12 protein-coding genes are annotated in these 14,401 nt (G+C 66.8%); 8 read left to right on the top strand and 4 right to left on the bottom strand.

Annotation, left to right across the window (positions count from 1 at the left end; genetic code table 11):
* Window positions 1-7: 7 nt before the first annotated feature.
* A complete protein-coding gene (locus tag AC0CH3_RS06845) occupies window positions 8-571 on the bottom strand; it encodes a type 1 glutamine amidotransferase domain-containing protein (protein ID WP_056022920.1) in 564 nt (187 codons plus the stop codon).
* A gap of 192 nt (window positions 572-763) precedes the next feature.
* On the opposite strand from AC0CH3_RS06845, the gene AC0CH3_RS06840 reads away from it, so the two are divergent.
* A complete protein-coding gene (locus AC0CH3_RS06840; protein WP_333996906.1) occupies window positions 764-1,714 on the top strand; it encodes a DNA topoisomerase IB in 951 nt (316 codons plus the stop codon).
* Between the two features lie 11 nt (window positions 1,715-1,725).
* A complete protein-coding gene (locus tag AC0CH3_RS06835) occupies window positions 1,726-2,904 on the top strand; it encodes a mechanosensitive ion channel family protein (protein ID WP_354299809.1) in 1,179 nt (392 codons plus the stop codon).
* Window positions 2,905-3,056: 152 nt separating this feature from the next.
* On the opposite strand, the gene putA is transcribed toward AC0CH3_RS06835, so the two are convergent.
* On the bottom strand, window positions 3,057-6,104 hold the full coding sequence (putA, locus tag AC0CH3_RS06830) for a bifunctional proline dehydrogenase/L-glutamate gamma-semialdehyde dehydrogenase PutA (RefSeq protein ID WP_457325269.1): 3,048 nt from the start codon (window positions 6,102-6,104) through the stop codon (window positions 3,057-3,059).
* Between the two features lie 157 nt (window positions 6,105-6,261).
* Between putA and AC0CH3_RS06825 the strand changes: the two genes are divergently transcribed.
* The 3 genes from AC0CH3_RS06825 to AC0CH3_RS06815 all read left to right on the top strand — a co-directional run bounded on the left by AC0CH3_RS06825 (window position 6,262) and on the right by AC0CH3_RS06815 (window position 8,574).
* Entirely contained in the window at window positions 6,262-6,696 is a 435-nt protein-coding gene (locus tag AC0CH3_RS06825; protein WP_200916339.1) for a MaoC family dehydratase, read from the top strand.
* A gap of 138 nt (window positions 6,697-6,834) precedes the next feature.
* Window positions 6,835-8,013 (top strand): acetyl-CoA C-acyltransferase, encoded by a 1,179-nt coding sequence (locus AC0CH3_RS06820; protein ID WP_465237716.1) that lies wholly within the window; start codon window positions 6,835-6,837, stop codon window positions 8,011-8,013.
* A gap of 78 nt (window positions 8,014-8,091) precedes the next feature.
* On the top strand, window positions 8,092-8,574 hold the full coding sequence (locus tag AC0CH3_RS06815; protein ID WP_056024186.1) for a pyridoxamine 5'-phosphate oxidase family protein: 483 nt from the start codon (window positions 8,092-8,094) through the stop codon (window positions 8,572-8,574).
* Window positions 8,575-8,769: 195 nt separating this feature from the next.
* On the opposite strand, the gene AC0CH3_RS06810 is transcribed toward AC0CH3_RS06815, so the two are convergent.
* Window positions 8,770-10,014, bottom strand: coding sequence for a polyhydroxyalkanoate depolymerase (locus tag AC0CH3_RS06810; RefSeq protein ID WP_354299803.1), 1,245 nt, complete (start codon window positions 10,012-10,014; stop codon window positions 8,770-8,772).
* 187 nt (window positions 10,015-10,201) lie between these two features.
* Between AC0CH3_RS06810 and AC0CH3_RS06805 the strand changes: the two genes are divergently transcribed.
* Window positions 10,202-11,977 carry an ABC transporter transmembrane domain-containing protein gene (locus AC0CH3_RS06805; protein ID WP_354299802.1) on the top strand — a complete coding sequence of 592 codons (1,776 nt, stop codon included), beginning with the start codon at window positions 10,202-10,204 and terminating at the stop codon, window positions 11,975-11,977.
* Here AC0CH3_RS06805 and AC0CH3_RS06800 read toward each other — a convergent pair.
* Window positions 11,961-12,344: a TfoX/Sxy family protein gene (locus AC0CH3_RS06800; RefSeq protein WP_354299800.1), complete on the bottom strand. Its 384-nt coding sequence runs from the start codon at window positions 12,342-12,344 to the stop codon at window positions 11,961-11,963. The genes AC0CH3_RS06805 and AC0CH3_RS06800 overlap by 17 nt on opposite strands.
* 128 nt (window positions 12,345-12,472) lie before the next feature.
* On the opposite strand from AC0CH3_RS06800, the gene AC0CH3_RS06795 reads away from it, so the two are divergent.
* The gene (locus tag AC0CH3_RS06795; protein ID WP_354299798.1) at window positions 12,473-13,630 is read left to right on the top strand and encodes a saccharopine dehydrogenase family protein; all 1,158 of its coding nucleotides are present in this window, start codon (window positions 12,473-12,475) and stop codon (window positions 13,628-13,630) included.
* Between the two features lie 4 nt (window positions 13,631-13,634).
* Window positions 13,635-14,381 carry a PAS domain-containing protein gene (locus tag AC0CH3_RS06790; RefSeq protein ID WP_465237715.1) on the top strand — a complete coding sequence of 249 codons (747 nt, stop codon included), beginning with the start codon at window positions 13,635-13,637 and terminating at the stop codon, window positions 14,379-14,381.
* Window positions 14,382-14,401: the final 20 nt, after the last annotated feature.

Genomic DNA, 14,401 nt, shown 5'->3' with positions numbered 1-14,401 from the left:
GGCCAGATCAGTCGACCGGCTCGTCCGCGAGTTCTTCCTCCAGCGCCGCGATGATCGCCTTGTTGAACGCGGGAATGTCGTCGGGCTTGCGGCTCGTGATCAGATTGTCGTCGACCACGACCTCCTCGTCGACGACCTCGGCACCGGCATTCTCGAGATCGGTGCGGATCGAGGGATAGCTCGTCAGGCGGCGGCCATCGATCACGTCGGCCTCGGCGAGCAGCCACGGTGCGTGGCAGATCGCCGCGACGATCTTGCCATCCTCCATGAACTCGGTGACGATCTCGATCGCGCGCTCCTCAAGCCGCATCACGTCGGGATTGGCGACGCCGCCCGGCAGGATCAGCGCATCGTAATCGTCGGTATCGACCTCATCGAGCGTCAGGTCGGGCGTGGCGGTCTCCGCCTTGTTGATATCGCCCTTCATGCCCTGGATCGGATCGGTCTTGATCGACGCGAGCGTCACCTTCGCGCCCACCGCCTCGAGCGCCTTTCTGGGTTCGAACAATTCGACCGTCTCGAAACCATCGGTTGCGAGGATCAATACGCGTGCCTGGGACAGGTCGGCCATCTGACGTCTCCAATGAAATGCAGGATGAATTCGGTGCCCTCTCAACACCGCGCCGCCCGCGTCGTTCCGGAACGATGCGCCCTCCCGAACATTTCGAAAGGCGGTCGGATATTCCTCCGCCCCCGGGAGAAATGCGTGCCGACCCGAATCGTGTATTCCGATGACTCGAAGCCCGGCATCACGCGCAGGAAGATGCGGCATGGCTGGGGCTATTGGACTGCCAAGGGCGAGCGCATCACCGATCGCGACGAGATCGACCGGCTGAACGCGGTCGGCCTACCCCCCGCGTATGGCGATGCCTGGTTCTGCCCCAAGCCGAACGGTCATATCCAGGCGGTCGGCTGGGACGAGAAGGGCCGGAAGCAATATCGCTATCACCCCGGCTTTCGCGAGGCGCAGGACGCGGCGAAATACGAGCGCTGCGCCGATTTCGGCCATGCGCTCCCCAAGCTCAGGAAGACCGTCGAGGCCGATCTGCGGAAACGCTCGCTGACCCGCGAGCGCGCGGTCGCCGCGGTAATCCGCCTCCTCGACGGCGGGCATATCCGCGTCGGCAACGAAGCCTATGCCGAAGCGAACGAGAGCTTCGGCGCGACGACGCTGCGCAAGCGCCACGGCGAGGTCAAAGGCGCGACGCTCAAACTCCAGTACAAGGGCAAGTCGGGCAAGCTGCGGACCCTCCGGATCACCGACCGCTCGCTCAGCAGCTTCGTCAAGAAATGTCAGGATCTCGACGAGCAGCATCTGTTCGCGTGGCTCGACGACGCGGGCGTGGCGCACCCCGTCACCTCGACCGACGTCAACTGCTATATCCGCGACGCCACAGGCACCGATTTCAGCGCCAAGCACTTCCGGACCTGGGCCGCGAGCGTCGCTGCGTTCGAGGCGCTCGCATCCGCCGAGCGCGACCTCAGCCTGAAAGCGATGCTTGAGCCCGTCGTCGCACGGCTCGGCAACACGCACGCGATCGCGCGCAAGAGCTATGTCCACCCCTCGCTGATTGCCCTGGTCAAACAGGGGCAGTCGGCGTTTCGCAAGGCGCTCCGCCTTCCACGCGCCAAGCGCTATCTCAGCCGGGAGGAATGCGGCCTGATCGCGTTCCTCGAAGCCGGAACGCCCGCAACCATCGCCATTGCGGCCTGACGAGTATTCCGATGTCCACCACCAACAGCGTTGCCAAAGCCCCGATCTTCAACGCCGGCGATGTCGGCAACCAGGCGCAGGAATTCGTTGCCGCGAGCATTGCCTGGATCCAGGCCTATTGGCTGCAGATCCTGATCGCGTTCGGCGCGGGGGCGCTGATCGTCCTCGCGCTCCACACCGCCCGGCGCTTTGGCAGCCGGTTGTGTGAACGGCCCCGCGCACTCAATGGCTGGGGGATCGTCGTTGGCAAGGCGATCGCGCGGACGAGCAACTTCTTCATCGTCATGCTCGCTGCAAAGCTGGTCGACGGCTATTCCGCCGCTCCCGGCCAGGTCGCGACCACGGTCAACTTCCTCTTCACCGTCGCCGCGGTCTTCCAGGCGGCGGTCTGGGTGCGCGAGATCATCCTCGGCGCGATCGAGCACCGCACGCAGTCCGAACATTATTCGGGCGAGGCGCTGCTGTCGGCGATGGGGCTGATCCGCCTGCTCGTCACCTTCGTCGTGTTCGCGGTCGCGCTCGTGGTGGTACTCGACAATCTGGGCGTCAACGTCACCGGCCTCGTCGCGGGTCTCGGCGTCGGCGGCATCGCGATCGGTCTGGCCGCGCAGGGCATCTTCGCCGACCTGTTCGCCGCGCTCGCGATCATCTTTGACCGCCCGTTCCGCCGCGGCGATTCGATCAGCTACGACACCGCATCGGGCAGTGTCGAGGCGATCGGGCTGAAATCGACGCGGATCCGCGGCATCGACGGCGAGGAGCGCGTGATCTCGAACAAGAACCTCCTCAACAAGGAGATTCTCAACAACACGCAGCGCAACCATCGCCGCGCGAAGTTCCTGATCGGCGTCACCTATTCGACCCCGCCCGAGGTCTGCTCGCGCATCCCCGCGATGCTGAAGGAGATCGTCGAGGCCAACGACAAGATCTTCACGCGCGCAGGCTTTACCGGGTTCGGCGCGTCGAGCCTCGATTTCGAGGTCCAGTTCGACAGCAAGGGCCCCGATTATGCGAGCTTCTACGACGGCCGCACCGCGGTCGGCATCGCCATCCTGAAACGCTTCAACGACGAGAAGATCGAGATCGCGTTCCCGACCCAGGTCAACATGATGGCCGCGCCCGACGGGTCGATGGTGATGCCGTATCCCGAGATGCCGAGACCGCGCGAAGCCGAGGCGACAAGGGGCTGATAAAGCCTCTCATAGCCCCCCCTGCGTCATCCCCGCGAAGGCGGGGATCCATAAACTCGACGGGTCGCGATACCCCTCACGGCCAGCCAATATGGATTCCCGCCTGCGCGGGAATGACGAGGCGGGTATAATTGCAAACGAACGGGATCAGCTCAGATCTCGCCCTCATCCAGCGACAGCAACGTCGCATTCCCCCCCGCCGACGTCGTATCCACCGACACCGCGCGCTCCGCGCAGAACCGGTACAGGTACCGCGGCCCGCCCGCCTTGGGCCCGGTCCCCGACAGCCCCTCGCCGCCGAACGGCTGCGACCCGACCACCGCACCGATCATCGACCGGTTGATGTACAGGTTGCCCACCGCCGCCTCGGCCTCGATCACCTCGGCCGCACGCGCGATCCGGCTGTGCAGCCCCATCGTCAGCCCGTACCCCTTGGCGTTGACCCGCGCGATCGTCTCGCTGAGCTTGCCCGCCTCCCATGTCGCGACGTGGAGGATCGGCCCGAACCACTCCTCGTTCAGATCCTCGACCGCACCGATCCGCACCAGAGTCGGCGGCACGAACAGGCCGTCCGCGGGCACGTCGAGCGTCTTGACGACTTTCGATGCCACGCGCGCACGATACGCCATCAGCCGGTCATAGGCGGCCTGGTCGATCACCGGCCCGACATCGGTCGCCGGATCGCCCGCACGGCCGATCCTGAGCGTATCCATCGCGCCCGACAGCATCTCGATCACGCCGTCCGCGATATCCTCCTGCACCAGCAGCAGCCGCAGCGCTGAACACCGCTGCCCCGCCGACCGGAACGACGAGGCGATCACGTCCGCCACCACCTGTTCGGGCAGCGCGGTCGAGTCGACGATCATCGCGTTGATCCCGCCCGTCTCCGCGATCAGCGGGACGATCGGCCGGCTGTCGTCCTCGAGCAGCGCGCGCGCGATTCTGCGCGACGTCGCGGTCGATCCGGTGAACGCAACGCCCTGGATGCGCGCATCCGCGGTCAACGCCGCGCCGACCTCGGGCCCGCCGGTAACGAGGATCAGCACGTCGGTGGGCACGCCCGCCTCATGCGCGAGCTCGACCGCGCGCGCGGCGATCCGCGGCGTCTGCGGCGCGGGCTTGGCCACCACCGCATTGCCCGTGACGAGCGCCGCCACCGTCTGCCCGAGGAAGATCGCCAGCGGGAAGTTCCACGGCGCGATCGTCGCCCAGACGCCGCGCCCCTCGATATGCAGCATGTTGCGCTCGCCCGTCGGCCCCGGCAGCTCGATCGGCTGCAGCTTCGCGCGCGCCTGCTGCGCATAATAGCGGCAGAAATCGACCGCCTCGCGCACCTCGCCGATCGCGTCGGGGATCGTCTTGAACGCCTCCTGCACACAGATCGCCATCAGTTCGTCGCGATGCTTCTCGAGCAGGTCGGCCAGCCGGTCGAGACACGCCGCGCGCTCTTCGACCGGCGACCGCGACCAGCCCGGAAACGCCGCATGCGCGCGGGTGATGGCATCACTGACCTTATCCCCCTCCCGCAAGCGGGAGGGGCTAGGGGTGGGCGCGCCCTCACGCCCTACGGTGCCGTTCGCCGTCACCCCTTCAACGCTGGCGACAGCATCCACCGATAACGCGAGCCCACCCCCGGCCCCTCCCGCTTGCGGGAGGGGGGAGTTCACGACCTTCACGGTCGCCGCCAGCGTATCCACGTCACTCAGGTCGAGCCCCGCCGAATTCCGGTGCCCGCCCGCCCCGAACAGATCGACCGGCAACGGAATGCTCGGATGCCGCTTGCCGCCCACCGCGGCGATCTTCGCCACCGGATCCGCGAGAATCTCCCCCTCGGTCAGCCGCTCGTCCGCCAGCTGGTGCACGAAGCTCGAATTCGCGCCATTCTCCAGCAGCCGCCGGACGAGATACGCCAGCAGGTCGCGGTGCCCGCCGACCGGCGCATAGACGCGGCAGTGATAGCCATTCTCCTGCACCAGCCGCTCATACAGCCCGTCGCCCATGCCGTGCAGCCGCTGGAACTCGAAATCGCGGCTGTTGCCCGCCCATTCCATGATCGTCGCGACCGTCAGCGCATTGTGGCTCGCAAACGCCGGCCGGATATTCTCCGCCGCCAGCATGTCCTTGGCGACCGCCAGATACGACACGTCGGTGGCCGCCTTGCGCGTGAACAGCGGATAGTCCGCCAGCCCCTCGACCTGCGTCCGCTTGATCTCGCTGTCCCAGTACGCGCCCTTGACCAGCCGCACGTTCATGATCCGGTCGAGCCCGTTCGCCCATGCGATCACCGGCCGCGCGCGCTTGCCATACGCCTGCACCGCCATGCCGAACCCGTCCCAGCCCTTGAGCGACGGCAGCCCGGCGACCGTGCCGATGATGTCGAGGCTCATCTCGAGCCGCTCGGACTCCTCCGCATCGACGGTCAGCGCGATCCCCTTCGACGCCGCCTGCACCGCCAGCGCCTCGAGCATCTCGGTCAGCGCGGGCACGCACTCGCTCCACCGCGCGACCTCGTAGCGCGGGTGGAGCGCCGACAGCTTGACCGAGATCGAATGCCCCGCCGCGGGATCGCGCCCGACCGCGTCGACCGCGCCGACATAGGCCTGGAAATAGCGCTGCGCATCGGCATGCGTCCGCGCCGCCTCGCCGAGCATATCGAAGCTCGCGGTGAACCCCTTGTTCTCGGGCCGCCGCATCCGCTTCATCGCCTCGTCGATGGTCCGGCCCATCACGAAGATTTCGCCCATCATCTTCATCGCGGCACCCACCGCCTGGCGCACGAACGGCTCGCCCGCGCGGCTGATCAGCCGGCGCAGCGGCCCGGTCGCACCCTCGCCGACCAGCACGCGGCCGACCACCAGCCCCCAGGTCGCCGAATTGACGAGCTTCGAGTTCGACTTGCCCGCATGCGCACGCCAGTCGGCATCGCCCAGCTTGTCCGCGATCAGCAGGTCCGCCGTCTCGGGATCGGGCACGCGCAGGAACGCCTCGGCAAGGCTCAGCAGCGCGACGCCCTCGGACGAATTCAGCCGATATTCCTGGAGGAACTGGTTCACCCACCCCTTGCTCTGCGCCGCGCGCAGATCGGCGAGCAGCCCGAGCGCATGCCCCATCACCCGCTCGCGCGAATCCGAATCGAGCGCGGCACGCTCCAGCAGCGGTTTTAGAACATCGGGTTCGCTCGCCCGATACAGCTTTGCCATGGTGTTACGGGCATTGGACGTTACGGCAGTCGACATTTTCCAGCTTCCGGTTGGGTGAGGCTTGCGGTCGGCCAGCCTGTACGCCTAGAGACGTCGCAGCGCTTAGCGCCAAACAGGCTTGGAGGGGAATGCCGTGTCGACGATCAGCACCGCCGAGATGCAGAAGCGGATCGGTACCGAGACGCTGTCCGACTGGGTCGAGGTCACGCAAGCCATGATCGACAAGTTCGCCGACGCGACCGGCGACCACCAGTTCATCCATGTCGATCCCGCCCGCGCCGCGCAGACGCCGTTCGGCGGCACGATCGCGCACGGCTTCCTCACGCTCTCGCTGATGCCGCTTTTGTCGTCGAAGATTCCCGACGCGCCGAAGATCGAGGGCGCGAAGATGGGCGTCAATTACGGCGGCAATTCGGTGCGGTTCCTCACGCCCGTCCGCTCGGGCTCGAAGGTCCGCGGCCGCTTCAAGCTGCTGTCGTTCGACGAGAAACGCCCCGGCCAGTGGCAGCAGACCAACAGCTTCGCGGTCGAGATCGAGGGCCAGGACAAGCCCGCCCTGATCGCCGAATGGATCAGCCAGGTTTTCGTTTGATACTGCTCCCCCGCCCGCTTGCGGGAGGGGGCCGGGGGGTGGGCTGCCGCTCTCCACGAATGTTTTGCCCGGTTTGGCCGGGCGCCCACCCCCACCCCCTCCCGCATGCGGAGGGGAGTGAAGAAGAGGAGCAAACCCATGCGTTCAGCCGTCATCGTCTCCACCGCGCGCACCCCGATCGGCCGCGCCTATCGCGGCGCCTTCAACAACACCCCCGCGCCGACGCTCGCTTCGCATTCGATCAAGGCCGCAGTCGAGCGCGCCGGGATCGACGGCGGCGAAGTCGACGACGTCGTCTTCGGTTGCGCGCTCCAGCAGGGTCACCAGGCGGGCAATATCGCGCGCACCTCGCTGCTCCGCGCGGGGCTGCCGACGACGGTCAGCGGCATGTCGCTCGACCGCCAGTGCGCGAGCGGGCTGATGGCGATCGCCACCGCCGCCAAGCAGATCATCACCGACCAGATGGACATCACCATCGGCGGCGGGGTCGAGAGCATCAGCCTTGTCCAGACGCCGCAGATGCGCGTCGCCCCCGATCCCGAGCTGATCGCGATGCACCGCGACGTCTACGTGCCGATGCTCCAGACCGCCGAAATCGTCGCCAAGCGCTACGGCATCTCGCGCGACGCAATGGACGCCTACGCCCTCCAGTCGCAGCAGCGTACCGCCGCCGCGCAGGCCGCGGGCTATTATGATGCGGAGATCGTGCCGGTCACCGCGAACATGGCGATCGTCAACAAGGAGACGAAGGACGTCACCTACAAGGAGGTGACGATCGCGCGCGACGAGGGCAACCGCGCCGACACCACGCTGGAGGGGCTCCAGTCGCTCAAGCCCGTGATGGGCCCCGACATGACGATCACCGCGGGCAATGCCAGCCAGCTGTCCGACGGGTCGTCCGCCTCGGTGCTGATGGAGGAGAAGATCGCGTCGCAGCGCGGGCTGCAGCCGCTCGGCCGTTATATCGGCATGGCGGTCGGCGGCACCGAACCCGACGAGATGGGGATCGGCCCGGTCGTCGCGATTCCCAAGCTACTCAAGCGGTTCGGCCTCAAGATGGACGATATCGGCCTGTGGGAGCTGAACGAGGCGTTCGCGGTCCAGGTCCTCTATTGCCGCGACACGCTCGGCATCCCCGACGAACTGCTCAACGTCAGCGGCGGCGCGATCTCGATCGGTCACCCCTATGGCATGACCGGCGCGCGCGCGACCGGGCATGCGCTGATCGAGGGCAAGCGTCGCGGTGCGAAGCATGTCGTCGTGACGATGTGCGTCGGCGGCGGCATGGGTGCGGCCGGCCTGTTCGAAGTCCTGTAATCTTCGGCGAGCGGGGGCCGCAACCATCCCCCGCTCCACCCGTTCATGGTCGCAATCCAAATCCACAGGAGATCGATGATGGCCGACAAGGACACCCCCCAGGAAGTCGCACACAAGTTTATCGAAAAGCTCAAGTCGAGCCCGTTCGTGATGATCGGCCTGACCGACGGCGCGCATTCCGAGCCGATGACCGCGCAGATCGATGACGATCAGCCCAACGTGCTGTTCTTCTTCGCGGGCCGCGACAACCGGATCGCGAAGGGCGGCGACGCGATGGCGCAGTTCGTCGGCAAGGGTCATGATTTCTTCGCGTGCATGGCCGGCACCGTGTCGCAGATGAACGACCGCACGCAGATCGACAAGCTGTGGAACAACCAGGTCGAGGCATGGTTTCCCGGCGGCAAGGAAGATCCCAACCTGACGTTGCTCCGCTTCGACATCGACAGCGCAGAGCTGTGGGAAACCGACATCTCGCTGACCGGCCGCGTCAAGATGCTGTTCGGCGGCACGATTACGTCGAGCGAGTCGAGCAGCCACGCAGTCGTCGACTCGATCGGCTAAAATTGACGGCATGAAGAGGGCGCGGGCGGGGTCACACACTCACCCGCGCCCGCATATCCCTTCCGTTTAACCCCCTACCCCGTCATCCCAGCGAAAGCTGGGATCTCCCGGTTCGGGCCGACAGGCCTGACAACAGGGATACCCAGCCTTCGCCGAGGTAACGGCGCGGAGTAGTCCGCCGGCAACACGCACCGATCACCCGTGCGCGGTGATAAACTCCTCGACGACCGGCGCGATGATCGTGCGCCAGCGTGACCCGTTGAAGATCCCATAATGGCCCGCACCATCGGCCATCAAATACCGCTTCTTGTCCTCGGGCAACGCGGTGGCAAGCTTCAGCGCTGCCTTGGTCTGCCCGAGCCCCGAAATGTCATCCCGCTCCCCCTCGATCGCCAGCAACGCGACGTCGGTGATCGCGCCCACGTCGATCGGCTTGCCGCGGTGCATCATCGTGCCGCGCGGCAGCGCATGGCTCTGGAACACCACGTCGATCGTCTGCAGATAGAACTCGGCGGTCATGTCGCAGACCGAGCGATATTCCTCGTAAAACGCCTGGCTCGCCGCCGCACTCTCGCCGTCGCCCTGGACGAGATGCTTATACATCTCCCAATGCGAGACCATGTGGTTGCCAAGATTCATTGACATGAACCCCGCGAGCTGCAGGAACCCCGGATAGACCTTGCGTCCCGCACCCAGGTAATTGCCCGGGACGGTGGCGATGACATTCTGCTCGAACCACGCATGCGGCCGCTCGGTGGCGAGCGTATTGACCGCGGTCGGCGCCTCGCGCGTATCGATCGGCCCGCCCATCATCGTCAGCGTCTTTGGCCGGCAGGGGTGGTTGTCCGCGCTCATGACCGCGGCCGCGGCGAGACACGGAACCGAGGGCTGGCAGACCGCGAGCATGTGCAGCCCGCCGTCATCCTCGTTCGCGCCGATCGTCTCGAGGAACGCGATCAAATAATCGATATAATCGTCGAGATCGAACCGCCCCGCCGATGCCGGCACCTGCCGCGCGTCGCGCCAGTCGGTGATGTAGACATCCGCCGACGGCAGCATCCGCTCGACCGTACCGCGCAACAGCGTCGCATAATGCCCCGACATCGGCGCGACGATCAGCAGCTTCGGCCCCGTCTGGACGACGCCCTCCGCATCGGTCCGCACGAACCGCTTGAGCTGCCCGAAATCCTTGCGCAGCACGATCTCCTCGCGGACCGCGATCTCGCGTCCGTCGATCTCGGTCCGATCGAGCCCGAACTCGGGCTTTCCGCGAGTCGCATTCGCATGTGCGAACACCTCGAGCGCCGACGCAACGACCGCCCCGCCGCCTAAATAGGCGAACGGGTTTGCCGAATTGTTGAGCATATCTGCGCCGAAACTCGCCATTTTACTGGCACTCGACAGCATCGAGCGCTGGAATTCATAAGCATCATAGAGCATGCGGTATCCTTTGCTCCATTATGGGCGCTTGCCCGCGTAATGCAAATGCCCTGCGATGCACTATCGGCGCCGGCTCCCGGATCGGGTCACATCCGCCATCCACGCGGCAGGTTTCATGTCTTATAGCCGATCGGCGGGCACGACGGCCGTCATTGAGTGGTAATCGTGCCGCTGCTAGGCGGTCGGCATGGCCAAGCCGACACCCGAAGACAAAACGCCCCGCCGGATCGGCGACCTCGCAATGGTATGGCGCCACGCCGTCGCCTATCCGCGCCAGATCACGATCGCAGGGCTCGCGTTGATGACGACCTCGGCGGCGACGATCGGCATTCCCTACGGGTTCAAGCGCGTCATCGACCGCGGCTTCGGCCCCGGCGCGAGCGGGTCGGTCGGGACCTCGTTCCATTACCTGCTGATGATCGTGGTCGTGCTCGCGCTCGCGACCGCGGTCCGCTTCTACTACGTGTCATGGCTCGGCGAACGCGTCGTCGCGGACATCCGGACCGACGTGCAGCGGCACCTGCTCCGGCTCACCCCGCGCTTCTTCGAGGAGAACCGCCCGTCCGAGATCGCGTCGCGGCTGACCTCCGACACCGCGCTCATCGAACAGGTCGTCGGCAGCACCGCGTCGATCGCGCTGCGCAACACCTTTACCGGGATCGGCGGCCTGATCTATCTGTTCGCGATCTCGCCGAAGCTCGCGGGGCTGCTGATGGTCGGCATCCCCCTGATCATCCTGCCGATCGCGCTGCTCGGCAAACGCGTCCGCAACCATTCGCGCACCTCGCAGGACCGGATCGCCGATGTCGGCGCGATCGCCACCGAAACGCTCGGCGCGATGAAGGTCGTGCAGGCGTTCGGCCAGGAAGACCGCGAGGCGGCACGCTTTGCCAAGGCCGTCAGCGATACCTTCGCCGCGGCGCGCGCGCGCATCCTGCTTCGCGCCGTCATGACCGCGATCGTCATCGGGCTCGTCTTCGGCTCGATCACGCTGGTGCTCTGGGAGGGCGCGATCGACGTCGCCGCCGGACGGATCAGCGGCGGCGCGATCGCCGCGTTCGTCCTCACCGGCGGGATCGTTGCGGGCGCGTTCGGCGCGCTGACCGAAGTCTATGGCGACCTGCTCCGCGGTGCGGGCGCCGCCGGGCGGCTGTCCGAGCTGCTCCGCGAACGGCCTGAGATCGCGACGCCCGCACAACCGCGCGCGCTTCCGCAGCCCGCGGTCGGTGCGCTCGTGTTCGACGATGTCCGCTTCCACTACCCCACGCGACGCGACGTCGCCGCGCTCAACGGCTTCTCGCTCGACGTAAAGCCCGGCGAGACGGTCGCGGTCGTCGGTCCGTCGGGCGCGGGCAAGACCACGTTGTTCCAGCTCGTCCAGCGCTTCTACGATCCCGATGCAGGCCGCGTCATGCTCGACGGCGTCGACCTGCGCGATGCCGACCCGGCGGAGGTGCGGTCGCGGATCGCGATGGTGCCGCAGGACACGGTGATCTTCGGCGCATCGGCGCGCGACAATCTGCGCTATGGCGACTGGTCGGCGACCGACGACCGGCTCTGGGCCGCGGCCGAGGCCGCCAATGCCGCCGAATTCCTGCACAAGCTCCCCGACAAGCTCGACACCTTTCTCGGCGAGGGCGGTGCGCGCCTCTCCGGCGGGCAGCGCCAGCGCGTCACGATCGCACGCGCGCTGCTTCGCGACGCGCCGATCCTCCTGCTCGACGAGGCAACGAGCGCGCTCGACGCGGAGAGCGAGCGGCTCGTCCAGGAGGCGCTCGAACGGCTGATGGCGAACCGCACGACGCTCGTGATCGCGCACCGCCTCGCGACCGTCCGCGCCGCCGAGCGGATCATCGTCATGAACGACGGGCAGATCGTCGAGGAGGGCTCGCACGGGTCGCTGATGACCAACAGCGGGCTCTATGCCCGGCTCGCGAGCCTCCAGTTCAACGAGGCGGCCTAGGCTTCGGCGTCCTGGGCGCCTTAGGTTTGGGCGTCTTGGGCTTGGGCAGCGGGATTTCCGCCGCCGAGATGCGGACAAGTCCGGCGAGCCAGTCGGCATCGTCCCAGCGATCGGCGTCGATCAGCAGGCACGGCTTTGCCCCCGGATAGGGCGGTGCCTCGTCGACCGCGCCCGCATCGGCGCCCGCGCTCACATAGGCACGACCACCCGGCGTCGGCTTGACGAAAAGCTGGTCGTCGCAGACCATCGCGACCATCCTGTCGTCGCAATAGAGCCCGTATTCGCCGAACATCGGCCGCGCGCGGACATCGCCCGCGCTCGCGATCTGCTCGAGGATGAACGCGACGATGCCATGATCCGATGCCATTTTCGGATGATTGCAGATCGGCGGGCCCTTGGCGAGCCGCGCGCCGCGGTCGCGTTTCGCTTGCGGTGCAGCGCGGGCACGGGCAAAATCGCGGCGAAACGGGAAACCCCGCACAACAGGAGACGGATATGCGCGAGTTCGACGTCGTCATCTATGGCGCAACGGGGTTCACCGGCCGGCTCGTCGCCGAACATCTCGCGCAGACCTATCCGACCGGGGTGCGCTGGGCGATAGCCGGGCGTTCGCTCGGCAAGCTGGAGGAGGTTCGCGCGCTGATCGGCGCCCCGGCCGACACGCCGCTGATCACCGCCGACTCGGACGATCCGGCAAGCCTGCGCGCGATGGTCGAACGCGCGACCGTGGTGATCACGACGGTCGGCCCCTATCAGCTCTACGGGTCCGAACTCGTCGCCGCCTGCGCCGCGACCGGCACCGGCTATGTCGATCTCTGCGGCGAGCCCGCATGGATGCGCCACATGATCGACGCGCACGAGGCCGAAGCCAGGCGCACCGGCGCGCGGATCGTCTTCTCTTGCGGGTTCGACAGCATCCCCTTCGATCTCGGCGTGCTGACGCTCCAGGAGGCGGCAAAGGCGCGCTACGGCAGGCCGGCGCCGCGCGTGAAGGGGCGCGTTCGCAGCATGCAGGGCACCTTCTCGGGCGGCACCGCCGCGAGCCTCAAGGCGACGCTCGCCGCCGCCGCGCGCGATCCCGCGATCGTCCGGCTCCTGACCAGCCCGTTTGCGCTCACGCCCGGATTTACCGGCGCGCACCAGCCGACCGGGCTCATCCCCGAATTTGACGCGACGTTGCAGGCCTGGGTCGCCCCGTTCGTGATGGCGCCGATCAACACCAAGAACGTCCATCGCACGAACGTGCTGCTCCGAGAGGCCTATGGCGCGGACTTCGTCTATGACGAGATGATGGTCGCCGGGCTCGGCGACATCGGCAAGGCGGCCGCCGAGGCGATCGCCAGGTTCAACCCGTTCGCGGGCGACAAGGGCCCAAAACCCGGCGAAGGCCCGTCAAAGGCCGAACGCGACGCAGGCCATTACGACATCCTTTTCGTCGGCATCATGCCCGATGGGGCGCGGATCGACACCGTCGTCACCGGCGACCGCGATCCCGGTTATGGATCGACCAGCAAGATGATTGCCGAAACCGCCTTGTGCCTCGTCGAGGACGACACGACGCGTGGCGGCATCTGGACGCCCGGCGCGCTGCTCGGCGCGACGCTGCGCGACCGGCTGATCGCCAAGGCCGGCCTCGGCTTCGTGACGAGCTGAAACCATGCTCGGCGATGCATCCGGAACCGCGTCTGAAACGTATGGTATCCGGCATGCGCACGTAACCGGAGGAACCAAGCTGCAGCTCGTCGGCCATTCGATGTCGGACCAGAACGGTGTTCTGCTGTCTATGGACTCCGCGGTCGAAGCACTGCTTCAGCGGTGCGAAAGCGAACTCATCGGTCGATCGTTCGCGGAGATCACGCATCCCGACGACCGGACCCGAAACGTCGAGATGATCCGGCGTCTCGGCCCCGACGATGGCCCGATACGGGTCCGCAAACGCTATCTGATCCCCGACGCCGCGCCAATCTGCGTCGATCTCCAGGTCTCGCGTCTCGGCCGCGGCATCGACGCAGGCCGTCTCGTCGGCACCCTGTATGTGCCCGATACCGCTTCGATCCTGACCACGGGCGACGGCATCATGCCCGACCGGCTCTGGACGGTCGCGGCCAATGTCGACGTGATGCTGCAGAAGCGCCGCGCGCATCTCGGGGACGATCTGTTCGGCGACCATGCGTGGCTGATCCTCGTCCAGGTCTATCTGGCGGAGGCGGAAGGCCGCCTCATCGATGCCGAGGAGATCGCCGACCGCACGCGGATGGACACGCCGCGCGTCGCCCGCTGGATCGCGGCGCTGACGGGCAAGCAGCTGCTCGACCATCCCGAGGAAACCGGGCGAACGATCCAGTTGACCGCGCAGGGTCTTTCCAGCATCGAGACGCTGCTCGGCAACTACGCGAATTTCTGAGGCGGCAACGCCGGCTCGCG

The sequence above is a fragment of the Sphingomonas sp. AC449 genome (genome assembly GCF_979253475.1).
This window is presented reverse-complemented; position numbering and strand designations above follow the sequence as displayed.

Coding starts and splice junctions, on each gene's coding strand:
- AC0CH3_RS06845 (WP_056022920.1), bottom strand. CDS start 571: ATGGCCGACCTGTCCCAGGCACGCGTATTGATCCTCGCAACCGATGGT.
- AC0CH3_RS06840 (WP_333996906.1), top strand. CDS start 764: ATGCGGCATGGCTGGGGCTATTGGACTGCCAAGGGCGAGCGCATCACC.
- AC0CH3_RS06835 (WP_354299809.1), top strand. CDS start 1,726: ATGTCCACCACCAACAGCGTTGCCAAAGCCCCGATCTTCAACGCCGGC.
- putA (WP_457325269.1), bottom strand. CDS start 6,104: ATGGCAAAGCTGTATCGGGCGAGCGAACCCGATGTTCTAAAACCGCTG.
- AC0CH3_RS06825 (WP_200916339.1), top strand. CDS start 6,262: ATGCAGAAGCGGATCGGTACCGAGACGCTGTCCGACTGGGTCGAGGTC.
- AC0CH3_RS06820 (WP_465237716.1), top strand. CDS start 6,835: ATGCGTTCAGCCGTCATCGTCTCCACCGCGCGCACCCCGATCGGCCGC.
- AC0CH3_RS06815 (WP_056024186.1), top strand. CDS start 8,092: ATGGCCGACAAGGACACCCCCCAGGAAGTCGCACACAAGTTTATCGAA.
- AC0CH3_RS06810 (WP_354299803.1), bottom strand. CDS start 10,014: ATGCTCTATGATGCTTATGAATTCCAGCGCTCGATGCTGTCGAGTGCC.
- AC0CH3_RS06805 (WP_354299802.1), top strand. CDS start 10,202: ATGGCCAAGCCGACACCCGAAGACAAAACGCCCCGCCGGATCGGCGAC.
- AC0CH3_RS06800 (WP_354299800.1), bottom strand. CDS start 12,344: ATGGCATCGGATCATGGCATCGTCGCGTTCATCCTCGAGCAGATCGCG.
- AC0CH3_RS06795 (WP_354299798.1), top strand. CDS start 12,473: ATGCGCGAGTTCGACGTCGTCATCTATGGCGCAACGGGGTTCACCGGC.
- AC0CH3_RS06790 (WP_465237715.1), top strand. CDS start 13,635: ATGCTCGGCGATGCATCCGGAACCGCGTCTGAAACGTATGGTATCCGG.